The organism is Thermomonas carbonis (assembly GCF_014396975.1).
GTDB classification, from domain to species: domain Bacteria; phylum Pseudomonadota; class Gammaproteobacteria; order Xanthomonadales; family Xanthomonadaceae; genus Thermomonas; species Thermomonas carbonis.
Genome location: NZ_CP060719.1, coordinates 254,502 through 276,122, shown reverse-complemented (window position 1 = coordinate 276,122; position 21,621 = coordinate 254,502). Strand labels below are relative to the sequence as shown.

Annotated in this window: 19 protein-coding genes and 1 pseudogene; 9 read left to right on the top strand and 11 right to left on the bottom strand. The window is 67.1% G+C overall.

The window, feature by feature from the left end:
• Position 1: 1 nt before the first annotated feature.
• Positions 2-1,798 carry an assimilatory sulfite reductase (NADPH) flavoprotein subunit gene (locus H9L16_RS01340; protein ID WP_187552834.1) on the bottom strand — a complete coding sequence of 599 codons (1,797 nt, stop codon included), beginning with the start codon at positions 1,796-1,798 and terminating at the stop codon, positions 2-4.
• A 191-nt stretch (positions 1,799-1,989) separates the two neighbouring features.
• Here H9L16_RS01340 and H9L16_RS01335 point away from each other — a divergent pair, with 191 nt between their 5' ends.
• The 7 genes from H9L16_RS01335 to H9L16_RS01305 all read left to right on the top strand — a co-directional run bounded on the left by H9L16_RS01335 (position 1,990) and on the right by H9L16_RS01305 (position 8,081).
• Positions 1,990-2,448, top strand: coding sequence for an RrF2 family transcriptional regulator (locus H9L16_RS01335; RefSeq protein WP_187552833.1), 459 nt, complete (start codon positions 1,990-1,992; stop codon positions 2,446-2,448).
• A complete protein-coding gene (locus H9L16_RS01330) occupies positions 2,445-2,633 on the top strand; it encodes a YezD family protein (RefSeq protein ID WP_187552832.1) in 189 nt (62 codons plus the stop codon). The genes H9L16_RS01335 and H9L16_RS01330 overlap by 4 nt, the downstream gene beginning before the upstream one ends.
• A gap of 70 nt (positions 2,634-2,703) precedes the next feature.
• Positions 2,704-4,134, top strand: a complete 1,431-nt coding sequence (locus tag H9L16_RS01325; RefSeq protein ID WP_187552831.1) for an OprO/OprP family phosphate-selective porin — start codon at positions 2,704-2,706, stop codon at positions 4,132-4,134.
• Positions 4,135-4,163: 29 nt separating this feature from the next.
• The gene (locus H9L16_RS01320; protein ID WP_187552830.1) at positions 4,164-5,192 is read left to right on the top strand and encodes a sulfate ABC transporter substrate-binding protein; all 1,029 of its coding nucleotides are present in this window, start codon (positions 4,164-4,166) and stop codon (positions 5,190-5,192) included.
• A gap of 13 nt (positions 5,193-5,205) precedes the next feature.
• The gene (gene cysT / locus H9L16_RS01315) at positions 5,206-6,063 is read left to right on the top strand and encodes a sulfate ABC transporter permease subunit CysT (RefSeq protein WP_187552829.1); all 858 of its coding nucleotides are present in this window, start codon (positions 5,206-5,208) and stop codon (positions 6,061-6,063) included.
• Positions 6,056-6,934, top strand: a complete 879-nt coding sequence (cysW, locus tag H9L16_RS01310) for a sulfate ABC transporter permease subunit CysW (protein ID WP_187552828.1) — start codon at positions 6,056-6,058, stop codon at positions 6,932-6,934. Before cysT ends, cysW begins: the two co-directional genes overlap by 8 nt.
• Before the next feature lie 100 nt (positions 6,935-7,034).
• Entirely contained in the window at positions 7,035-8,081 is a 1,047-nt protein-coding gene (locus H9L16_RS01305; protein WP_187552827.1) for a sulfate/molybdate ABC transporter ATP-binding protein, read from the top strand.
• A 76-nt stretch (positions 8,082-8,157) separates the two neighbouring features.
• Here the strand turns inward: H9L16_RS01305 and H9L16_RS01300 are convergent, their stop codons facing one another.
• Positions 8,158-8,403, bottom strand: coding sequence for a GlsB/YeaQ/YmgE family stress response membrane protein (locus tag H9L16_RS01300; protein WP_187552826.1), 246 nt, complete (start codon positions 8,401-8,403; stop codon positions 8,158-8,160).
• A gap of 70 nt (positions 8,404-8,473) precedes the next feature.
• Positions 8,474-9,979 (bottom strand): M20 family metallopeptidase, encoded by a 1,506-nt coding sequence (locus tag H9L16_RS01295; RefSeq protein WP_187552825.1) that lies wholly within the window; start codon positions 9,977-9,979, stop codon positions 8,474-8,476.
• Positions 9,980-10,191: 212 nt separating this feature from the next.
• Between H9L16_RS01295 and H9L16_RS01290 the strand changes: the two genes are divergently transcribed.
• Together H9L16_RS01290 and H9L16_RS01285 are read left to right on the top strand one after the other, a co-directional pair.
• Positions 10,192-10,545, top strand: a complete 354-nt coding sequence (locus H9L16_RS01290; protein ID WP_187552824.1) for a ComEA family DNA-binding protein — start codon at positions 10,192-10,194, stop codon at positions 10,543-10,545.
• Between the two features lie 29 nt (positions 10,546-10,574).
• Positions 10,575-11,189, top strand: coding sequence for a HutD/Ves family protein (locus H9L16_RS01285; protein ID WP_187552823.1), 615 nt, complete (start codon positions 10,575-10,577; stop codon positions 11,187-11,189).
• Positions 11,190-11,208: 19 nt separating this feature from the next.
• Here the strand turns inward: H9L16_RS01285 and H9L16_RS01280 are convergent.
• From H9L16_RS01280 to H9L16_RS01245, 8 genes and pseudogenes are all read right to left on the bottom strand, one after another.
• A pseudogene (locus tag H9L16_RS01280) lies at positions 11,209-12,827 on the bottom strand (sulfite reductase subunit alpha).
• Positions 12,824-13,759: an FAD:protein FMN transferase gene (locus H9L16_RS01275; RefSeq protein ID WP_187553988.1), complete on the bottom strand. Its 936-nt coding sequence runs from the start codon at positions 13,757-13,759 to the stop codon at positions 12,824-12,826. Before H9L16_RS01275 ends, H9L16_RS01280 begins: the two are co-directional and overlap by 4 nt.
• Before the next feature lie 47 nt (positions 13,760-13,806).
• A complete protein-coding gene (locus H9L16_RS01270; protein WP_187552822.1) occupies positions 13,807-14,679 on the bottom strand; it encodes a DUF4198 domain-containing protein in 873 nt (290 codons plus the stop codon).
• A 23-nt stretch (positions 14,680-14,702) separates the two neighbouring features.
• Positions 14,703-15,221, bottom strand: coding sequence for a DUF2271 domain-containing protein (locus H9L16_RS01265; protein WP_187552821.1), 519 nt, complete (start codon positions 15,219-15,221; stop codon positions 14,703-14,705).
• A gap of 39 nt (positions 15,222-15,260) precedes the next feature.
• Positions 15,261-15,896 carry a PepSY-associated TM helix domain-containing protein gene (locus tag H9L16_RS01260; RefSeq protein WP_187552820.1) on the bottom strand — a complete coding sequence of 212 codons (636 nt, stop codon included), beginning with the start codon at positions 15,894-15,896 and terminating at the stop codon, positions 15,261-15,263.
• Positions 15,897-15,996: 100 nt separating this feature from the next.
• Positions 15,997-18,381 carry a TonB-dependent receptor domain-containing protein gene (locus tag H9L16_RS01255; protein ID WP_187552819.1) on the bottom strand — a complete coding sequence of 795 codons (2,385 nt, stop codon included), beginning with the start codon at positions 18,379-18,381 and terminating at the stop codon, positions 15,997-15,999.
• Positions 18,382-18,479: 98 nt separating this feature from the next.
• Positions 18,480-19,166, bottom strand: a complete 687-nt coding sequence (locus H9L16_RS01250; protein ID WP_187552818.1) for a Fe2+-dependent dioxygenase — start codon at positions 19,164-19,166, stop codon at positions 18,480-18,482.
• 81 nt (positions 19,167-19,247) lie between these two features.
• A complete protein-coding gene (locus H9L16_RS01245; RefSeq protein WP_187552817.1) occupies positions 19,248-21,554 on the bottom strand; it encodes a TonB-dependent receptor in 2,307 nt (768 codons plus the stop codon).
• Positions 21,555-21,621: the final 67 nt, after the last annotated feature.

Here is a 21,621-nt window from a genome sequence, read left to right as displayed (position 1 = left end):
GTCAGTACACGTCCCGCGCGTAACGGCCTTCGCGGGCGAGGGTGTCGAGGAACTCGACGGCGGCATCGCGGTCGCCGCCGTTGTTCGCGGCGACGATGGCCAGCAGGGCCGCATGCACGTCCTTGGCCATCGCGATGGCGCCGCAGACATACAGGTGCGCACCGCCCTGCAGCCAGTCATGCAACGCGCGTGCCTGCTCGGCGATGCGCTGCTGCACGTAAGTCTTCGGCGTGGTGTCGCGCGAAAACGCCAGGTCGATGCGATCCAACTGGCCTTCCTTCAACGCGCGCTGCCATTCCAGTTGGTAGAGGAAGTCGCTGCGCTGGCGGGGCGCGCCGAAGAACAGCCAGTTGCGGCCGTTGCCACCCACCGCGCCACGCTCCTGCACGAAGGCGCGGAACGGGGCGATGCCGGTGCCGGCGCCGATCATGATGATGTCGCGGCTGCTGTCGGCGGGCAGGCGGAAGCGTTCGTTCGCCTCGATGTAGACGGGCAGGGTTTCACCTTCTTCGCGCGTTGCCAGCAGGTGCGAGGCGGCACCCCAGCGGGTTTCGCCATCGGCGTCGTATTCGACGTGGACAACGGTCAGGTGCGCTTCGTCGCCGACAACCTTGCGGCTCGATGCGATGGAATACAGGCGCGGCTGCAGCGGGCGCAGTGCCGCGACCAGCGAAGCGGCATCCCAGTCGGCGCGATGGCGTTGCAGCAGGTCGATCGCTTGCTGATTCGCAAGCAATGTGGAAAGTGCCGGTGCATTGTCCGGGTGCAGTACGCCGGCCAGCGCTTCGTCGCCGCTGCGTTCGGCCAGCGCAGCCAGGAACGGACGGGCGACGCGGGTCAGTTCGCGCTTGCCGAGCAGCCATTCGCGCAGCGGCAGGGCGTCGTCGCCGACGCGCACCTCGGCATCGCCATCCAGCGCGGTCGCCTGCAGCACGGCATCGACCAGCCGCTCTGGATTGCGCGGCCACACGCCGAGCGCATCGCCGGGTTCATACGAGAGGCCGGAGCCGTCCAGGGCCAGTTCGAGATGCCGCACGTCCTTGCTGTTGGCGCCCAGGGTGATGCGCTGGTTGGCGAGTACGGCAGAGGCGAAGGGCTTGGCGCGCGAATGCGATGCCACCGCGGCGACCAGTGGGCGCAGCGTGGTGACCGTTGCCAAAGGCGCGGCCGGCTTGAGCAGGTCGCCGGCGATGCGCGCGACGGTCTCCGTCCATGGCGTCGATACGGTTTCGATATCGAGGTCGGCGTCGGCGCAGTCGGCGATGCGTTCGCCACCGAGCGCCTGCAGACGCTGGTCGATGCGCCGGCCGATCGCGCAGAACTGCGGGTAGCTGGAATCGCCGAGGGCGAGCACCGCGAACTTCAGCTTCTTCAACGCCGGTGCGCGGCGGCCTTCGAGGAATTCGAGGAACGCGCGTGCATCGTCCGGCGGATCGCCATCGCCCTGGGTGCTGACCACCACATAGAGCAGGGTCTCGTCGGCGAGTTCGCGCAGCGGATAGGCATCGGCGCGCAACAGGCGCGCGGGCAGGTGGGCGGCCTGCAACTTCGCCAGCAGCGCCTCGGCGGCGCGCTTCGCATTGCCGGTCTGGCTGCCGTAGACGATGGTCGCCGGCTGTGCTGCCGCGACCGGGGCAGCGACGGTCGCCGCGTGCACCGGCAACGCACGTGCCATGCCGGCCAGATAGCCGGACGCCCACAGCAGCGCGCTGCTGTCCAGGCCCTCGGCGAGCCGGGCCAGTGCGGCCGCGGTGTCGGGCTGCAAGGGCGTGGGGAGCGTGGTGGCGGGAAGCGACATCGTGGGCAGCCGGGCGACCGGGATGCGTGGAGATGGCGAGGATCATCCGCACTTGTGGTGCGCTGCAGAAAGGATGCGGGGTCATGCATCCATGCACGTGCTGCATATGAATCGGCTTATGCACCTTGGGAATGGCGATATGCCGGCACGTGCGTTGCCAAGTTTTTTTATTCCCACCAAACATATAGGGAATGCTCACCAACAAAGCCAAATACGGACTCCGCGCGATGTGCGCACTCGCAACACTGCCCCCGGGCGAGCGATTGCAGGCGCATGCGATCGCCGACCGCGCCAACGTGCCCGGCAAGTTCCTGGAGACGATCCTGGTGGACCTGCGGCGCGCGGGTTACGTCGATAGCAGGCGCGGGCAACTCGGCGGGCACACGCTTGCGAAACCGGCCGACGCGATCATGGTCGGTGACTTGATCCGCGCCATCGACGGCCCATTGGCCCCTGTGCGCTGCGCCAGCAACAGCGCCTACGAACCCTGCGCCGATTGCATCGATCCCGAACATTGCGCGGTGCGCGCGCTGATGCGCGAAACCCGCGAGGCGCTTTCGGGCGTGCTCGACCGGCACAGCCTGCTCACCCTCAGCCAACGCACCGACCGCGAATCCCGCCTGAGCCAACGTTCCGGAGACCTCACATGAGTGCGAACCCCGCGTCGTCCCTCCAGGGCCAGCCTGCATCCGTGCCGGCGGCGATCCCCGAGGTGGAGGCCGAAGTCCTGCGCGCAATCCGCGACACCCATTTCGGGACGGTCGAGATCGTGGTTCACCAGTCGCGCGTGGTGCAGATCACCCGCAGCGAGAAAGTCCGCTTCGACGCTCGCTGACCGGCGCGCGTGCCCCGCCGACCGGACCACCGGAGGCATTTCTTCCCCGTACCGCAATCCAGGAGAAGTCATGTTTCCGTTCCAGCAACGCCCGCATGCGCGGGCCCTGATTCCACCACTCGTCGCCGCCTTGCTGATGACCACAGGCCATGCCACTGCCGCTGACGACAACGACGACTTGCGCGCGCGCATCGCCGCGCTCGAACAACGCCTTGGCGTCGCCTCCGGCGAGGCGGTCGAAGGCGGTGACCTCGACCAGCGTTTGCGCATCATCGAGCGCAAGCTCGAGTTGCAGGACGAGGCCGCAGCCGCAAAAGCCGCCACCGCATCGACGCTGGCGCTGGATGCCGGCAAGGGTCTCTCGGTGAAGGCGCCGGGCGGCCTGGAAGTGAAGTTGCGCGGCCTGGTGCAGGCCGACCTGCGCCACTTCGCCGACGGCTCGACCCAGAACGACGGTTTCCTGTTCCGGCGCATTCGCCCCACGCTTGAAGGGACGTGGGGCCCGTTGGTCGGGTTCCGGCTGACCCCGGAATTCGCCGGCGACAGCGCCACGATAGTGGACGCCTACGTCGATCTGAAGTTCGATCCGCGTGCGACCGTGCGCGTCGGCAAGGTGAAGGGACCGGTCGGGCTGGAACGCCTGCAGTCCGGCGGTGCCACCGCCTTCGTCGAGCGTGGTTTCCCGACCGAACTCGCGCCCAACCGCGACCTCGGTGCGCAGTTGCAGGGCGACGTCTTCGGCGGCGTCCTCAACTACACGGCGGGCGTCTACAACGGCACCGTCGATGGTCGCGATGCGGTGACCTCCAACCCGGACGGCGAATTCGAATACGCCGGCCGGCTGTTCTGGGAACCGTTCAAGAACAGCGACGGCAACCTCGGCACCTTGGGCATCGGCGTGGCGGCGAGCGTCGGCGACACCTTCGGTGCCGGCAACAATTTCCTGCCGCGTTACCGCACGCCGGGGCAGGAGCAGTTCTTCGGCTACGGCAGCAACATCGCCGCCAATGGCGAACGCCTGCGCAAGACCGTGCAGGGCTACTACTACCGCGGACCGCTCGGCGTGCTCGGCGAATGGATCACCTCGTCGCAGGAGGTGAGGGTGGTGAGTGGCACCGGTGCCGGTACCCGCGCAAAACTCCAGAACGAAGCCTGGCAAGTGGTCGCCGGCTGGGTGCTGACCGGCGAGGACTCCAGCTTCCGCGGTGTGGTCAAGCCGTCGTCGCCGTTCACCCTCGGCAAGGCGGGATGGGGCGCATTGGAGATCGTCGGGCGTTATGGCCGGATCGACATCGACGATGCCGCGTTCCCGTTGTTCGCGAATGTCGCGGCATCAGCCAATGGCGCGCGCAGCTGGGGCGTCGGGCTCAACTGGTATCTCACCCAGAACCTGAAACTGGCTACCTCGTACACGCAGGCGGACTTCGACGGCGGCGCGGCCGCAGACGCGGATCGCGCGGACGAGAAGACCCTGTTCACCCGCGCGCAACTTTCCTTCTGACCCATCGAGCGAACCCCAGAGGATCCGACATGAAGACACACGACAAGCGAAGGACGCTCAGGAACCTGTTGCTCGGCATGGCGCTGGCACTGCCCGCGTTCGCCGGCATCGCGAGCGGCAAGGAGAAGGAACTGCTCAACGTCTCCTACGACCCGACCCGCGAGTTCTACGCGGAACTCAACAAGGCCTTCGCCGCCGATTGGAAAGCGCAGACCGGCGAGACCCTGACCATTCGCGCCTCGCATGGTGGCTCCGGCAAGCAGGCGCGCTCGGTGATCGACGGCCTGGAGGCCGACGTGGTGACGCTGGCGCTGTCCGCCGACATCGACGTGCTGGCGACCAACGGCAAGCTGCTGCCGGCGAACTGGCAGACGCGGTTGCCGCACAACAGTTCGCCGTACACCTCGACGATCGTGTTCCTGGTGCGCAAGGGCAACCCGAAGGGCATCAAGGACTGGGGCGACCTCGCCAAGCCCGGCGTCGGGGTGATCACGCCGAACCCGAAGACCTCGGGTGGTGCGCGCTGGAACTACCTGGCGGCGTGGGCCTGGGCGTCGAAGGAATACCGCGATGGCGACAAGGTCGTGGGCTACCTGACCCGGTTGTTCAAGAACGTGCCGGTGCTGGATACCGGCGCGCGCGGCTCGACCACCACCTTCGTCGAGCGCGGCATCGGCGACGTGCTGCTGGCCTGGGAGAACGAAGCGCTGCTGACGCTCAATGATGCCGACACCCGCAGCAAGTTCGAGATCGTGGTGCCGTCCATCAGCATCAAGGCGGAACCGCCGGTGGCCTGGGTCGACAAGAACGTGGCCAAGCACGGCACCCGCAAACAAGCGGAGGCCTACCTGCGCTTCCTGTACTCGCCGAAGGGACAGCAACTGGCGGCGAAGCATTTCTATCGCCCGGCCGAGCCGGACAAGGTGCCCGCGGCGCTGCTCGCGCAGTTCCCGGCGGTGGCGCAGGTGACCATCGACGGCGCGTTCGGTGGCTGGAAGAAGACCCAGGCCGAACACTTCGGCGATGGCGGCTTCTTCGATCGCATCTACAAGCCGTGATCGGCGCAGGACGATGAGTTCGCTGGCATTGCCGACGACGCGGCTGCGCACCCGCAACCCGCTGCCGGGCTTCGGCCTGAGCCTTGGCCTGGGCATGGCCTGGCTGGGCGTGGTGGTGGTGTTGCCGCTGGCGGCGTTGGCGGTGCGTGCGGCCGGGTTGGGGCCGCAAGGATGGCTGCGCGCGCTCAGGGACGAGCGCGTGCAGGAAGCGCTGAAGCTGAGCTTCGGCGCTTCGCTGACTGCTGCCGTGATTGCGTCGGTGGTCGGTGCCTTGGTGGCCTGGGTGCTGGTGCGGTATCGCTTCCCGGGTCGGCGCTTGCTCGACGCGTTGGTCGACCTGCCGTTCGCCTTGCCGACCGCAGTGGCCGGCATCGCACTGACCGCGATCTATGCGCCGAATGGCTGGGTCGGCAAGCTGCTCGCCGCGCATGACATCAAGGTCGCCTACGCGGTGCCGGGCATCGTGCTGGCGCTGGTGTTCATCGGATTGCCGTTCACCGTTCGCACGTTGCAACCGGTGCTGGAAACGCTGGGCCGCGAACCCGAGGAAGCGGCGGCCTCGCTCGGCGCCAGCCGCTTCACCACGTTCCGGCGCGTCATCGTCCCGGAGCTCTTGCCGGCATGGCTGACCGGGTTTTCGCTGGCCTTCGCGCGCAGTCTGGGCGAATACGGCTCGGTGATCTTCATCGCCGGCAACCTGCCGTACAAGACCGAGATCGCACCGCTGCTGATCACCATCCGACTGGAGGAATACGACTACAACGGCGCGGTGGCGATCGCTGCGCTGTTGCTGGTGGCGTCGTTCGTCTGCCTGCTGGTGATCAACCTGATTCCGTTGCTGTTCGAGAAGAAGGCGAAGCGCAATGGCTGACCGGTTGACCGAGCGATCCAACCCGCCATTGCGCGACCCGTTGCAGGAGCCGGCCTGGCTGCGCGTGTTGCTGATCGGCGGCGCAGTGCTGTCGATGGCCTTGCTGGTGGTGTTGCCGTTGGCGATGGTGCTGGCGTCCGCGTTCGGCGACGGCTTCCGCGCGTGGTGGGACGCGCTCGCGGAACCGGACGCGGTGAGTGCGCTCAAGCTCACCCTGTTCACCGCCGCGATCGTGATCCCGATCAACGCGATCTTCGGCGTTTTCGCAGCGTGGGCGCTGACCCGCTTCGAGTTCCGCGGCAAGCGCGTCCTGCTGGCCTTCATCGACCTGCCGTTCGCGGTGTCGCCGGTGGTCGGCGGCCTGTGCCTGGTGTTGCTGTTCGGCACCAATGGCTGGTTCCACGGCTTCCTGCAGGAACACGACATCAAGATCCTGTTCGCGCGGCCGGGCATCGTGCTGGCCACGCTGTTCGTGACCTTCCCGTTCGTCGTGCGCGAGCTGGTGCCGCTGATGCAGCAGCAAGGCGCCGACGAGGAACTGGCCGCGCGTTCGCTGGGCGCGGGCGCATGGACGATGTTCCGCCGGGTGACCCTGCCCAACATCAAGTGGGGCCTGCTGTATGGCGTGCTGCTGTGCGGCGCGCGCGCGATGGGCGAGTTCGGCGCGGTGTCGGTGGTGTCCGGCCACATCCGCGGCCTGACCAACACACTGCCGCTGCACATCGAGATCCTCTACAACGAGTTCGACGGCACCGCGGCGTTCGCGGTGGCCTCGCTGCTCGCCGGGTTGGCGCTCATCACCCTGGTCCTCAAATTCTGGCTGGAGGCGCGTCATGGCGACGCGCTGGCGCACTCGCACAGGAGACACTGACATGAGAAAAGCAAACCTCGCGCCGGATGGCGCTTCCCCCGGTGCGCCGGTGCATTGCTTCGGCGTTTCAGTCTTGTTCGCGGCGCGGCGGCACTGATCCATGCAACTGCATGTCCAAGGCTTGACCAAGCACTATCCCGGCGTCGCTGCGCTGGACGGTATCGACCTCGACATCGCCTCCGGCGAACTGGTCGCGTTGCTCGGGCCGTCTGGCTCCGGCAAGACCACGCTGCTGCGGGTGATCGCCGGCCTGCTGCATGCCGACAAGGGGCGCGTGCTGTTCAGCGAGACCGACGCGACCCGGCTCAGCCTGCGCGAGCGCAACGTCGGCTTCGTGTTCCAGCACTACGCGCTGTTCCGGCACATGACGGTGGCGGAGAATATCGGGTTCGGCCTGCGCAGCCGCCCGCGCGCGCGACGCCCGGACAAGGCGACCATCGCAAAACGCGTGCAGGAGCTGCTGCAACTGGTGCAGTTGCCGGAACACGGCGGCCGCTATCCGGAGCAATTGTCGGGTGGGCAGAAGCAGCGCATCGCGCTGGCGCGCGCACTCGCCATCGACCCCAGCGTGCTGCTGCTCGACGAGCCCTTCGGCGCGCTGGATGCCAAGGTACGCGTCGAGTTGCGTCGCTGGTTGCGCAAGCTGCACGAGCAAACCGGGCAGACCACGTTGTTCGTCACCCACGACCAGGAAGAAGCGCTGGAACTCGCGGATCGGGTGGTGGTGATGCGGCAAGGCAAGGTCGAGCAGGTCGGCACGCCCGACCAGATCTACCACGCACCGGCATCGCCCTACGTGTTCGAGTTCATCGGTCGCGCGAACGTGCTGGATGGGCGTGTCGAACAGGGCAGGTTCCAGTCGGGCGCGTTGCAGCTCGATGCGGCCGGAACACCTGATGGCCCGGCACGCTTGTATGTGCGTCCGCACGATCTGGTGTTGTCCGAGCCCGGCAGCGGCGCGTTGCCGGGGCGCGTGCGCGGGGTGCTGCGCCTTGGCGGGCGTGTCACCAGCGAACTCGAGATCGCCGGGCACACGCGATTGCTGGAACAGGAAACCTTCGACGCTGGCGCGGCGCCGGCATTGTCGGTGGGCGAGGCGGTGCATCTGCGGCCATCGCGCTATCGAGTGTTTGCGCACGCGGAGTGATGCCACTTCGACGATCAATAAAAAAGCCCCGCACGAAGCGGGGCTTTTTTCGTTCATCGGAGCGATGCCAGCGCGATCATTTCTTCTTGCGCATCGCCTCGTAGACGAAGAGCAAGACGATGGCGGCAGCGATCGCGACCACCCAGGTCAGCACGCGGCTGAGGCCGAAGTTGCCGGCAGCCCAGCCGCCGATCACCGCGCCGGCGATGCCGAGGACGATGGTGAGGATCCAGCCGATCGGATCCGCACCGGGCTTGATCAGCCTGGCCAGGATGCCGATGACGAGACCGCCGAAGATGTAGCCGAGGATTCCTCCGAACATGCTCCCTCCCGATCAGTTGTAGGAATGACGCGGGGCCATCCTAGCAACCTGACGTGATGCGCGTGTCGGCTCAGCAGCAGCCGTGATCGCCATGCACCTGCCCGCCGGCCACCGCGGCGACGCCGGTGGTTTCGCCACGCAGGCTGGCCGCGTTGTGTTCGGCGATTACCCGCGCCACGCAGGCGGTCACGCCCTTGCCCATCGGGATGTGCAGGAACTCGTTGGGGCCGTGCGCGTTGGAATGCGGGCCGAGCACGCCGGTGATCATGAATTGCGCGCCGGGGAATTTCTCGCCGAGCATGCCCATGAACGGGATGGTGCCGCCTTCGCCCATGTACATCGCCGGCTTGCCGAAGAAGTCCTGGCTGGCCTGGTCGATCGCGGCCTCCAGCCACGGAGCAAGGGCCGGCGCGTTCCAGCCGGTGCTGGCCTTTTCCAGATGCAGGCTGACCTGCGCGCCGTACGGCGGATCCTTCAGCAACGCGTCTTGCAGCAGCTCGCCGCCGCGCTTGCCGTCCAAAGTCGGCGGCAGGCGCAGGCTGAGCTTGAGCGAGGTCTGCGGGCGCAGCACGTTGCCGGCCGACGACAGCGCGGGCAGGCCCTCGGCGCCGGTGATCGACAGCGCCGGACGCCAGGTGCGGTTGAGCACCAGTTCGGTCAGGTCGGATGCCATCGGCGTCATGCCGGGCAGGAACGGGAACTTGTCGTAGACCTCGTTGCCGAGCACCTCGGCGACCTTGCCGGCCTGGCGCAGGCGCTCGGCGGGGATCTCGACGTGCATGCCATCGACCAGGATGCGGCCGGTGACTTCATCCTCGATGCGCGAGAGCAACTGGCGGATGACGCGAAAGCTGGACGGCACGATGCCGGAGGCATCGCCGGAGTGCACGCCTTCCTCCAGCACCTTCACCGTCAGGTTGCCGCCGGCCATGCCGCGCAGCGAGGTCGTGCACCAGAGTTGTTCGTAGTTGCCGCAGCCCGAGTCCAGGCACACCACCAGCGACGGCTTGCCGATGCGTTCGGCCAGATGATCGACGTAGGCCGGGAGGTCGTAGCTACCGGATTCCTCGCAGGCTTCGATCAGCACCACGCAGCGCGCATGCGCCGCGCCCTGCGCCTGCAACGCCATCACCGCGGCCAGCGAGCCGTAGATCGCGTAGCCATCGTCGGCGCCGCCGCGGCCGTACAGGCGGTCGCCTTCGATCACCGGCTCCCACGGGCCCTTGCCCTCGTCCCAGCCGGTCATCTCCGGCTGCTTGTCCAGGTGGCCGTAGAGCAGGATGCAATCGTCGTTGCGGCCGCCGTTCGCCGCCGGCACCTCGATGAAGATCAGCGGCGTCCGGCCTTCGAGGCGCACCACCTCCAGTTGCATGCCGGGGACGTCCTGCGCACGCGCCCAGGTCTCCATCTGCGACACCGCGCGCTCCATGTGGCCATTCGCGACCCAGTCGGTGTCGAACATCGGCGATTTGTTGGGGATGCGGATGTACTCGACCAGTTGCGGGACGATCTCGGCATCCCACTTCGCGCCGACGAAATCGCGGGCCTGGCTGGGGTCGAAGGTGCTGGCAGTCATGCGGATGGGTCCGGTGCAATACGAGGTGCCAATTCTACTCCTGCGCCTTTCCGGGCTTCGGGGAGGTCGGATTTTTCTTACCGGTACCCGGGCGATGTCCCGGCCCTGCGCCGGGTCAGGCGCTGATCGAGTGCGGCGGCCGGGATCGGCAACCTGTGTTCACCGGGTCGCAGCCTGCGATGCCGGACCGAACCCACCCCGAGGAGACCGCCATGAAGTTCCTGACCACCCTGTTCTCGTCCCTGCTGCTGTCGCTGGCCCTGGCCGGTGCCGCCATCGCCGGCGAGAGCGTCAACATCAACACCGCCGACGCCGCCACCATCGACCGCGTGCTGCTGAACGTCGGCCCGGCCAAGGCGCAAGCGATCGTCGACTACCGCAAGGCCAACGGCGCGTTCCGCAGCGCCGAGCAGCTGGCGCTGGTCAAGGGCATCGGCCTGAAGACGGTGGAGAAGAATCGCGACCGCATCGTGGTCGGTGCTGCCCGTCCTGCCGCGGCCCGTCCCGCAGGCGCCGTCGCCAAGGCCCAGCCGCGCCCCGCGCCGAAGCCGGTCGCGCGCCGCTGATCCCGCGCAGGCGGCGATACACTGCGGCGATGACGCTGTCATCGCCGCCTTCGTCGTCTGTGTTGCGCGCATCGGGCTACGCCCGCATGCGCTGGAAGAACGGCGCCGGCTGGACCTCGGAAATCCTGCGGGTGCCGGACGCGGACGACTGGGACTGGCGGCTGTCGATCGCCGAGATCGAAACCGACGCACCGTTCTCCGCGTTCCCCGGCGTCGAACGCGAACTGGTCCTGCTCAGCGGCAACGGCCTGCGCCTGCGTTTCGACGATGGCGCATCGCACGAGTTGCTGCCGCCGCACGACAAGCTGCGCTTCGCCGGCGAACGCACTGCCTTCGGCGAACTGGTCGACGGTCCGACCCGCGACTTCAACCTGATGTGGAAGCGCGATGCAGTCGATGCGCAGTTGTGGCGGCGACCGCTGGTTGGCACCGTGGTGGTGTTCGCGGATCCCGGCGAGACCTGGATCGTGCACATGCTGGCCGGGCAGGCGCGGTTCGTGGATGGCAGCGGGCTGGGTGAAATGGGGATCGGCGACACTGCGGTACTGCCGGCCGTCGACGGTGCCCGCACCCGCCACGCGCTGGATGGCGGCGGCGAGGCTTTGCTGATCCGGATCTCGCCGCGGCTTGCGGCGTCCGACTGACACCTGAGCGACGCCCGAGTCAGTACACGTCGCGACGATACCGCCCGGCGTCGGCCAAGTCGGTCATCCGCTGCGGCCCGAGGATTTCGTTCAGCGCCGCATCCACGCCCGGGCCATGCCTTCCAGGCTCCCGCAGGCATAAATCGCAGCGCCCTCTTCGACCCATGAACGCAAGGTGTCGGCGTTCGCATGCAGCGCGTCCTGCACGTAACGCAGCGCATGGCCGTCGCGCGAAAACACCAGGTCGAGTCGTTCCAGCACGCCGCTGCGTTGCCACGCATCCAGCTCATCGCCGTGCAAGCGGTCGGCGCTGGCGTTGCGCTCGCCGAACAGCAGCCAGTTGCGATGCGCGCCGATGGCAGCGCGTGCCTTGAGGTGTGCGCGCAGGCCGGCCAGGCCGGTGCCGTTGCCGATCAGCACCATGGGTTGCGAGGCCGGCGGCGCATGGAAATTCGGGTTGCTGCGGATGCGCAGGTCGATGCCGTCGCCGATGGCTGCGTGCCGGCACAGCCAGCCGCTGCCGATGCCGGGTGAGCCGTCCTCGCGCCGCATCAGCCGCACCAGCAGGTGCAGGCTGCCGTCGGCGGGAAGCGAGGCGATCGAGTACTCGCGATGCGGCAAGGCTTGCAACGCGGCGACCAGTGCGCGCGCGTCGTCGGGCACGACATCGGCCGTGGCGGACAGTCGCGAGCGCGCCAGCAGCTCCGCCAGCGGCATGTCTTCGCCATCGCGATGGACGACATGGCTGCCATCGAGTACGTGTCGTGCGATGAACGCATCGACATCACCCGCTGCATTGCGCGGGCCGATCTCGGCGATGTCGCCGGCCTGCCACGCGGGCGATGTGCCGGCCGGTGCCTGCAACTCGATATGCCAAGCCTCCCCACCGACGCTGCCCGGGTTGAGCAGGCGGCGCGTCGCCAGCGTCCAGCGCTCGTAGCGCGGCGTGGTCCAGTCGGGCTGGTCGGTATGCCCGGTCAGCACGCCGACGTGGTGTTGCCAATGGCGCAGCGCGGCGGGGTCGGCGTTGTCGACGTCGACGCGGTCGAACAGCGGTTGCGCGCCGTGCCGGTGCAGCCACTCGTCGAGTTCGCGGCCGAACGCGCAGAACTGCGTGTATTCGCTGTCGCCCAGGGCCAGCACCGCGTAGCGCGTGCGCTGCAGGTCGGCGGGCTGCGCCATCACCCGCTTCACGAAGTCCATCGCATGATCGGGCGGATCGCCTTCGCCGGTGGTGCTGACCACGAACAGGCAACGTGCACCGTCCAGTGCTTGCAGGTCGATGCTGTTGATGTCGTGCACCGTCGCCATTGCGCTTGCATCGCGCAACGCCTGCGCGGTGCGTTCGGCGAGTTCCAGTGCGAAGCCGGTCTGGCTGGCGTAGATGACGCGCCACGGCGACGCACCGTCCACGCTGGCGACGATCCGCGGCGTGCGGCCGCGCCAGGCGATCCAGCCGCAGAACGCTGCGTACAACGCGATGGCGATACCGGCGGCAACGCGCGGCTGAAGCAAAGGCGTGGGCGCAGGCCATGGACGTGCCTGCCATCGCCACAACCACCACGCCAGCGACGCAAGCGCGAGGGCGACCAGGCATTGGCCGAGCGCGGAACGGTCGAAGCGCGATGTGCTCGTCATGGCGCCAAGTGCTTACGGAACGCGTCGGTCATGCGTTCGTGCAACGCGCCGTTGGCATCGCGGCTCAGATAGCGCACGGCCAGACCTTCGCGTTCGGCCAATGCGAAACCTGCGGCTTCGCCGAGCACGGTCAGTGCCGTCGCCCATGCATCGGCATGCATCGCGTCACGCGCGACGACGGTCACTGCCACCGCTGCGTGTTCGACCGGTGCGCCGCTGCGTGGATCGAGGGTGTGGGTGTAGCGGCGTTGTTCGCCCTGCTCATCGCGGCGTGTGTAGTGGTGCCAGCGGTCGCCCGAGGTCGCGACGGCGATTCCGTCGAGCTCTAGTACGCGCGGCTCGAGCGAATCGTCGTCTTCCTCCGGGCCGGCCTCGACCAGCACCCGCCACGGCGTGCCATCCGGCTTGCGGCCGTAGCCATGCAGTTCGCCACCGACTTCGACCAATGCACCGGCGATTCCGGCGTCGCGCAAACCCGTGACCACGAGGTCCGCGCCAAAGCCCTTGGCGATCGCCGACAGGTCCAGGCGCAGGCCGCCAGGTTGCAGCACCTCGCCGTCGCCACGCAGTTCGATGCGGCGCCAGCCGACCGCGTCGCGTGCGGCATCGCGCTCAGGCATCGATGGCACTTCACCGATGGCCGCCTCGGCACCGAAGCCCCACAACCCGACCAGGGAACCGATGGTCGGATCGAATGCGCCATCGCTTGCCTCGGCGATGCGCAGTGCGCACGACAGCACCGCGAAGAATTCCTCGGGGATGCGCAGCCATGTGCCGGCAGCCGCGCGGTTGAATGCACTGATGTCGGAGCCGGGTTCCCACGTGCTCATCTGCGCGACGACGCGATCCAGCCGGGCCTGGATGCCGGCATGCAACGCATGCACATCCACATGGCGCGCGGCGTTGAGCCGCACGCTCCAGGTCGTGCCCATGGTCTCGCCGCCGAGGGTGGCGATTGCGGCGATTGCAGGCAAGCGGATTACTGCGGCAGGACTTCGAAGGTGCCCACGTAGCTCAGGCGGCGCTGCTTGGCCTGCGGCACGCTGGTCTTGCTGTCCGTGGTCGCGGTTTCCAGCCAGTACATGCCGGCTTCGGTCCAGGTCACGCTGAACTCGCCCTTGGGGTCGGTGGTCGCCTTGATCTCTTCCTGTGCGTTGCGATAGCGGGTGCCGCCACGGATGATTTCGATCTCCAGGCCAGCGGCCGGTTGGCCGTCCACCATGAAGCGGAAGGTCGCCGCTTCGCCCGCGAACAGGTCGTTGGGATGGGTGACCGGGACCAGTTCCAGACCCTTGCCGGTCGCCTTGATCTCGCTCGGGCTGCCGTTGGTGGCGAAGGTTTCGACGCGGCCGATGCCTTCGGTCACCGTGACGTTGACGGCGTCCTTCGGGATCCTGGTGGCCAGGTCTTCGGCGCTGGCATTGCGCAACATGCCGCCACGCGGTGCTCCGCCCATGCCACCCGCGGCGGGAGCCGGCGCGTCCTTCGCGGCCTTGGCTGCGGCCAGGCTTTCCGGTGTGTCCCAACGCGCGGATACACCGGCGTTGACGTTGGCGATGCGGTAGGTGCCCTGCTGCGCCAGCTGTACGTCGAACACGCTGCGGTACTTGCCGGTGGCCGGGTTTTGCGGCTTGTGGGTGCTGCCGTCCGGCGCGGTGATGACGACATTGTCCAGCCGCATCGGGTTGTGATCGGGGTAGTACAGCGCGTTGGAGATTGCGGCATCCACGGTGATCCACACATCCTTGCCGGCGAGCACGGTGGACGAGGGCACCAGCCACTGCTTGTGGGCGATGGCGGAAAACGGGATCGCGGCGGCGATGACGGCGGCGAGGATCGAAATGCGCTTCATGGTGTGCTCCGGGAGTGTGCGATTCAGGGCTTGGCGCTGAGGGTGACCAGGCCGAGTTCGTCCTTGCCCTGGGCCTTGCCGGTGGACGGCGACTTGCCCTTCCACTCGAAGGGAATCTTCAGCAGTTCGCGGCCGCCGACTTCGCGCGCAGCTTCGACCACGAGCGTGTACTTGCCGGCCGGCAGCTTGGCCAGCGACGGGTGTTTCTGGTCCAGCTTGAGGGCGTGCTTGCCGACCGGGCGCGTCGGCGCGGTGATGCCATCGACCGGCACCTTGAGGTTGCGGCCGCTCTTGCGCCACCACTGGCGCAGGTCGGGCAGCCACTTGGTGCCGTGGCCTTCCTTGCCTTCCGTCTGCTGGTACCAGACCGCCAGGTCGGCGACCGATTTCTGGCCGGCGTCCTCGATCCAGATGGCGACATACGGGCGGTGGTATTCGGCCGCATTGATCCGAGGGATCTCGACATTGACGGTCAGGTCCGCAGCCTGCGCCGCGGGCGCGACCAGCAGGGTGCCGAGGGCGATGGAAACAGAGACTCGCATGGGGTTGGCCTTGGAAATCGGGGGGAGATCAGCGGGAATTCAGTGGATGAACAGCAGCGCGAGCAACATCGGGATCAACAGGCCCAATGCCACCAGCGGCCAGGTGGCGCGGCGCTGGCGGCCATGCAGGTAGAGCAGGAACAGGCCGGTGGCGGTGAACACGATGGAGGCCACCGCGAACACGTCGATGAACCAGCTCCACGCGGTGCCGGCGTTGCGGCCCTTGTGCAGGTCATTGAGGTAGGCCAGGGTGCCGCGCTCGGTGCGTTCATATTCCAGCGCACCATCCGCGCGCTGGATGCTCAGCCACGCATCCTTGCCCGGCCCCGGCATCGACAGATACAACTCGTCCTCCGACCATTCCGCCTCGCGATCGCCGGCCACGATGCCGTGCTTGTCGCGCAGCCAGCCACGCAGCCCGACCGGCAACGGCGCATTACCATCCGTGCGTGCAGGCAATGCCTTCAACAACGTCGCCGGCACGGTGTCGACCACATTGACGACTTCCGGTTTGCCCTCGATCTGCGACGCGTGGTTGAGGGTGATGCCGGTGATCGAGAACAACAGCATCCCGACCAGGCACACCGCGGCGCTGATCCAGTGCCAGTGGTGCAGGGTGCGCAGCCAGTAACCGCGGCGCTGCTGTTGGGTCGAATGGGTGGACGTGGGGGGCAACGTACGGCTCGGCGAAGGCAGGCGGGATCAGCGCGTCATTAGATCACGAATGCGAATCACTCTCAATTGAGGGTGCGCTGGCAAGGGCGCGTCATCGCGATCAGAAGCGGATGTTCAGGCTCAGCCACAGGTTCCGCGCCTTGTCCTTGTTGTTGTAATCGTCGAGGTAGGTCGGCGTGTAGACCTGCGTGGTCGGGTTCTGGGTGAACACGGTCTGGAAGCTGGTGAAGTCCTGGTCCAGCAGGTTGTTGATCCGCGCCGACAGCGACACCGCATCACTGAAGCGATATTGCGCGGCCAGGTGCAGGACTTCGTAGTCCTTGTAGAAGCGAGGATCGCCATCGACATCGCGGCTGCCGCGGTAGCGCTTGGATCGCGCCTCGGCGATCAGCTGCATGCTGAAGCGGTCGGTCGCGGTCCAATCCAGAATGGCGTTGGCCATGTGCCTGGCCGACTGCGTCAGCGGCAGGCCGCGGTCATCGCCGCTGAGTTGCTCGCTGTCGGTGAAGGTGTAGTTGGCGCGAACCATGAAGTCATCTGACAGCTTGTAGCGTCCGGCGAGCTCGGCTCCGTTGATCCGTGCCTCGCCGATGTTGATCTTCTGCGAATAGGTCCCGTAGCCGAGCAAGCCGTAGTCGCCCAGGTTCACGCACGGGCGCACGCCGTTGGTGACATCGCAGGACGCGACTGCCTCGCCGCTGTCGATCTTGTCCTCGAAGTCGTTGCGGAACCAGGTCACGTTGAAGTCGTGGCCGTCGGTGGAGCTCCAGTACAACGCGATCTCGCTGTTGACGCTGGTTTCCGGCTTGAGGTCCGGGTTGCCCACGAAAGGCGAGGTGCCCTGGCCGCCGAAGCCGGTGATGCCGTCGTAGAGGTCGGTGGTCTTCGGCGTCTTGTAGCCGGTGCTGACGCCGCCCTTCAGCGTCCAGCCGCCGGCGATCTCGTAGACCGCATACGCACGCGGGCTGAGGTGGCCACCGAAGCGGTTGTGATCGTCGTGGCGCAGGCCCAGGGTGATGGTCAGCGGGTCGATCGGATTCCAGTTGTCCTCCGCGAACAGCGACCACATCTTGTGCGCCTGCACGGTGCCGTTGCCTTCGCCGCCGCCCTCCATGCCGAACACGCCGTCCTCGAGTTCGCCATCGACCACCTGGCCGCCTGCGACGAAGCGGTGCTCGCCGGCCCAGCCCTCCACCGGAATGTCGAGCTTGGCGTCCAGCGTGTACTGGCGGCTTTCCATGGTGCGCTTGGGCCGTGGCAGGAAGGTCTCCAGCAGCAACGCCTGGCGCTGTTCGCGGGTCTGCCCGGCATATGGTCCGGTGGCGCAGGTCGCCGCGTTGTTGCAGTAGATCTGTTGATGAAGCACTCGCTCCTGCACGGTGAACGGCAGGGTGCGCCCGTGATTGGCGGTGTCGATCCACGCCAGCGAGACGAAGCTGTTGCCGAAATCCCACTGGCCTTCGTGGGTCAGCGACCACTGGTCACGGGTGAAGCGCTGGTCGGCGGAGTAGCCCACCTGCGGCGCGGCACGCCAGATCCCGGCCAGGCCATCGACGGTGCCCAGCGGATACGTTTCGGTGCCCAGGTTGTTGAGGTAGGGCGTGTTGTCGTAGACCTGCCGCGAGATGTCGTAGTCGAACTGCAGGCTCTGGAATTCGCTCGGCTTCCAGCTCAGGGTGATGCCCGCGTTCTTGTTGGTGTTGTCCACGGTCTTGCCGCCGCCGCCGAAGCCCAGCGAGCGCTCGAACGTCGTGCCGTCCGGCGCGGTGATGGTTTCGTATTCCGGCGTGGAGGAATCGCGGCGATACCACGAACCACGGATGCCCAGGCCCAGCGTGTCCTTCACGATCGGTCCCATCAGCGCGAAGTCCAGGCTGCTGTCGGTGCCGAAGTCGCTGTTTTCCTGGAGATTGCGGCTGATCGTGGCGGAACCGCGCCAGCGATCCGAGACCTTGCGGGTGATGATGTTGATCACGCCGCCCAGCGCGTCCGCGCCATACAGGGTCGATGCCGGGCCGCGGATCACTTCGATGCGCTCGATCATGTCCAGCGGCGGGATGTGGTTGAACTGGTTGCCGCCGAAGGAATTCGGGTAGATGTCGCCGTGGTTGTTCTGGCGCCGGCCGTCGATGAGAACCAGCGTGTAGTCCGCGCCCATGCCGCGAACGCTGATGGTCTTCTGGCCGGTCTTGTCGGCGGTCTCGCCCACGTCCACGCCTTCCAGGTCGCGGACCGCATCGATCAGGGTCATGTACGGGCGCTTGGCCAGCTCCTCGCGGCTGATCACGCTGATGCTGGCCGGCGCGGCGGTGAGCTTCTGCTCGAAGCCGGAAGCGGTGACGACCACCGAGTCCAGGGTCTTGGCGGCGCCGTCGGCCGGGCCGGTCTGGGCGACGGCGGGTGACACCGTGAACGGGGCGAATGCGATGGCGAGGGCGAGGGCGAGCGGCGCGCGGCGAAGCGGCGCATGGAGCTTGGGGGGCATGTCATCGTTCCTGCAGCACACACTTGTGGCTGCTGAACGAGGATTCTAAATGAGAACTTGTCTCAAATGTAAACGAGTTTCGTTTCGATTGACCCGAATCAAGTCTCGGACCACCGTCGCAGCAGGTTGTGGTACACGCCGGTGAGCTGCACCAGCGACGGATGCTCGGGCACGTCGCGGGTGAGCGTGCGGATCGACACATCGAGGTCGAACATCAGGCGGCGCTGGGCGTCTTCGCGCAGCAGGCTCTGGATCCAGAAGAACGATGCGATCCGCGCGCCGCGCGTCACCGGCGTGACCCGATGCAGGCTGGTGCCGGGATACAAGACCAGATGGCCGGCCGGCAGCTTGATTTGCTGGGTGCCGTAGGTGTCCTCGATGATCAGCTCGCCGCCGTCGTAGTCCTCCGGCGCGCTGAGGAACAATGTCGCCGAGAGGTCGGTGCGGATCGGATCCATGCCACCGCGGCTGCGGTCGTAGCGTACCGCGTTGTCGACGTGGAAGCCGAACGACTGCCCGCCCGCGTAGCGGTTGAACAGCGGCGGATAGATGCGCCGCGGCAGGGCGGCGGAGAAGAACGTGCTGTTGCGCGCCAGCGCCTCCAGCACCAGCGCGCCGAGTTCGCGCGCCTCCGCCGAATCCTCCGGCAGTTGCGCGTTGTCCTTGGCTTTCGACGACTGGTAGCCGGCGGTGACGCGGCCATCGGCCCAGGGCGCGGCATCGAGGCGTGCGCGGACATGCGCGACCTGGTCGGGAGTGAGGATGTCGGGGATGTGCAGCAGCATGGTGGTGTTCCCGGAACTAAGTCGCCCCGCCCATTCTGCAATGGGCGGGGCGCGGCTTCCTGATCGGTCAGTGTCCGACGCTCAGAAGCGGTAGGCCGCCGTGAGCGTGGCCGAGCGCGCGGCGCCCGGCGTGGCCCAGCCGTTGTTGCGGATGCGGGTGAAGTACTGCTTGTCGGACAGGTTGTCGATGTTCAACTGCAGCGACAGCTGGTCGTTGAACTGGTAGCCGACCATCGCGCGGTGGGTGGCGTAACCCTCCAGCACCGGCGCGTTGGCGACGCTGGACGCGACGAAGTCGCTCATCCAGCTTGCGCCGTAGCCCAAGGTCCAGCCCGCGTGCGACCAGGTGGTCCACAGGCTCGCCGAGTTCTTCGGCGTGTTGGGCAGCGGATTGCCCGCCTGCGCATCGATGCCGGTGGTTTCCTTGACGCGGTCGGACACGCTTTGCAGGACTTCGCTGTCCAGGTGGGTGTATTGCGCATGGACCGACCAGGCGTTGGTGATCTTCCCCATCGCGCCCAGGATCAGGCCATCCACGCGTGCCTGCCCATCCAGTTGCTGCATGCCGGTCGGATTGTCCGGATTCGCCGGGTCGGCGACCTTGTAGTTCTGCCGGTCGTTGCGGAAGAGCGCGCCACTGAGCAGCAGCTTTTCCTCGAACAGCGCCCACTTGGTGCCGAGCTCAATGTTGGCGGCGGTTTCCGGGTCGACTTCGCAAGTGGCCGCGTTGCATGCGCCATTCACCGAAGCCTTGGACGGGGTCTTGCTGTTGGCGTAGGACAGATAGACGCTGCCGTTCTCCACCGGCTTGAACACCACGCCGGTGCGCCAGGAGAACAGGTTGTCCTCGTTCTCGAACACGTTGCGCGCGGTGACCTGGCCGAGGTTGGCGCCACTGCTGGCGAAGGTCGTCGTGACCGTGCTGCCCTCGTTGTTCTCGTAACGCGCGCCGAGGCTGAGCTCCCACTTCGGGCCGAACTTGAGGGTGTCGAACAGGTAGAGAGCCTTGTTGCTCAGTTCGCCACGGGTCTTGCCGGCGCGGATATAGGTCATCGGCCCGGTGTAGACGTGATCCGGATCGTGCAGGTCCATCAACGGATAGCTGGCCGCCGTGCCGTCGGGGTTGCGCTGGCTGTTGCCGTTCTCGAGGTCGTAGGTTTCGCTGGCAAGGGAAAGTCCGGCGACCAGTGCGTGCTCCACGCCGCCGGTGGCGAAGCGCGCGGTCACGTCGGTCTGGCTCACCGCCAGGCCACTGCGGGTGTCGCGGGTGGTGCCGCGCGGGCCGCTGGGCTGGTAGCTGCCGGGGGTGGTGCAGGCTGCGCCGGTCGCCGGATTGATGCCGCTGTCCAGGCACCACGCGCCCTGGGTCGGGTTGACCAGGGTGAATTGATCCACGCGCTGCACTCGCGCCAGGCTGCGCAGGCTCACGTTGTCGCTGAAATCGCGCTCCAGCACGCCGGTCAGGCTGGTGACCTCGATCTCCTGCCTGTCCATGTTGCTGTAGCCGAAGTAGCTTTCGCGATCCACACCGGGCAGCAGGCCACCGTAGGCGGCGAAATAGGGCAGGCCGTATTCGGGGACATTGTCGTCCTGCTGGTGGAACAGGTTGACGGTGACGCGGGTGGTAGAACCCAGTCCCATCACGAACGAGGACGCGAAGCCCCAGCGCTCGTACTGCTCGACGTCGCGGTCGGGCACGTCGTTGCGGTGCGCCATCGCATTCAGTCGCAAGGCGGCGCCGTCGTCGAGCTCGATGTTGCTGTCCGCGGTCAGGCGGGTCAGGCCATCGGTGCCCACGCCCAGGGTGAACGCGCCGAACTCGCCGCTGCGCGCGGTCTTGCCGACCAGGTTGATGTTGCCGCCCACCGAACCCGCGCCGGACATCGCCGAGTTCGCTCCGTTCACCAGTTCCAGCGATTCCAGGTTGAAGTTGTCGGTGCGGGTGTACTGCGCGCTGTCGCGCACGCCGTCCACGCTGATGTCGTTGCTGGCGCTGAAGCCGCGCAGGTTGATGCTGTCGCCGTAGCCCCCGCCTCCTTCGCCGGCCCCGAAGGTGATCCCGGGCAGGGTGCTGAGCACGTCGCGCAGGCCGATCAGGTTCTGCTGGTCCATCACCTCCTTGGTGACCACGGTGATGGTCTGCGGGGTGTCCAGCAGCGGCTCGGTGTACTTCACCGAGGACGGCTTCTCCATGCGATCGGCGACGACCTCGACGGAATCCAGGTCCTTCGGCTTCTGCTGGGGATCCGCCACGGCGTTGCTGGAAGAGGTATCGGCAGGGTCGATGGCGGGATCGGCGGCGATGACCGGGCTGGACAGCGCCAGCGCCAGGGCCAGGGTCAAGGGCGAGCGGGACGCGATCAGGGCGCGTGGGCGGAAGTTCGACATGGGGGTCCTCGATGCAGGGCGTGCGGCGCTTGGTTGGCCGCTTCGCCGAGCATGTTAATGAGAACCA

Bases quoted from the DNA above. Each gene is read 5' to 3' on its own strand.
- H9L16_RS01340 (WP_187552834.1), bottom strand. From the start codon at position 1,798: ATGTCGCTTCCCGCCACCACGCTCCCCACGCCCTTGCAGCCCGACACC.
- H9L16_RS01250 (WP_187552818.1), bottom strand. From the start codon at position 19,166: ATGCTGCTGCACATCCCCGACATCCTCACTCCCGACCAGGTCGCGCAT.
- H9L16_RS01325 (WP_187552831.1), top strand. From the start codon at position 2,704: ATGTTTCCGTTCCAGCAACGCCCGCATGCGCGGGCCCTGATTCCACCA.
- H9L16_RS01290 (WP_187552824.1), top strand. From the start codon at position 10,192: ATGAAGTTCCTGACCACCCTGTTCTCGTCCCTGCTGCTGTCGCTGGCC.
- H9L16_RS01255 (WP_187552819.1), bottom strand. From the start codon at position 18,381: ATGCCCCCCAAGCTCCATGCGCCGCTTCGCCGCGCGCCGCTCGCCCTC.
- H9L16_RS01275 (WP_187553988.1), bottom strand. From the start codon at position 13,759: ATGGGCACGACCTGGAGCGTGCGGCTCAACGCCGCGCGCCATGTGGAT.
- H9L16_RS01335 (WP_187552833.1), top strand. From the start codon at position 1,990: ATGCTCACCAACAAAGCCAAATACGGACTCCGCGCGATGTGCGCACTC.
- H9L16_RS01295 (WP_187552825.1), bottom strand. From the start codon at position 9,979: ATGACTGCCAGCACCTTCGACCCCAGCCAGGCCCGCGATTTCGTCGGC.
- cysT (WP_187552829.1), top strand. From the start codon at position 5,206: ATGAGTTCGCTGGCATTGCCGACGACGCGGCTGCGCACCCGCAACCCG.
- cysW (WP_187552828.1), top strand. From the start codon at position 6,056: ATGGCTGACCGGTTGACCGAGCGATCCAACCCGCCATTGCGCGACCCG.
- H9L16_RS01270 (WP_187552822.1), bottom strand. From the start codon at position 14,679: ATGAAGCGCATTTCGATCCTCGCCGCCGTCATCGCCGCCGCGATCCCG.
- H9L16_RS01245 (WP_187552817.1), bottom strand. From the start codon at position 21,554: ATGTCGAACTTCCGCCCACGCGCCCTGATCGCGTCCCGCTCGCCCTTG.
- H9L16_RS01330 (WP_187552832.1), top strand. From the start codon at position 2,445: ATGAGTGCGAACCCCGCGTCGTCCCTCCAGGGCCAGCCTGCATCCGTG.
- H9L16_RS01305 (WP_187552827.1), top strand. From the start codon at position 7,035: ATGCAACTGCATGTCCAAGGCTTGACCAAGCACTATCCCGGCGTCGCT.
- H9L16_RS01285 (WP_187552823.1), top strand. From the start codon at position 10,575: ATGACGCTGTCATCGCCGCCTTCGTCGTCTGTGTTGCGCGCATCGGGC.
- H9L16_RS01320 (WP_187552830.1), top strand. From the start codon at position 4,164: ATGAAGACACACGACAAGCGAAGGACGCTCAGGAACCTGTTGCTCGGC.
- H9L16_RS01265 (WP_187552821.1), bottom strand. From the start codon at position 15,221: ATGCGAGTCTCTGTTTCCATCGCCCTCGGCACCCTGCTGGTCGCGCCC.
- H9L16_RS01300 (WP_187552826.1), bottom strand. From the start codon at position 8,403: ATGTTCGGAGGAATCCTCGGCTACATCTTCGGCGGTCTCGTCATCGGC.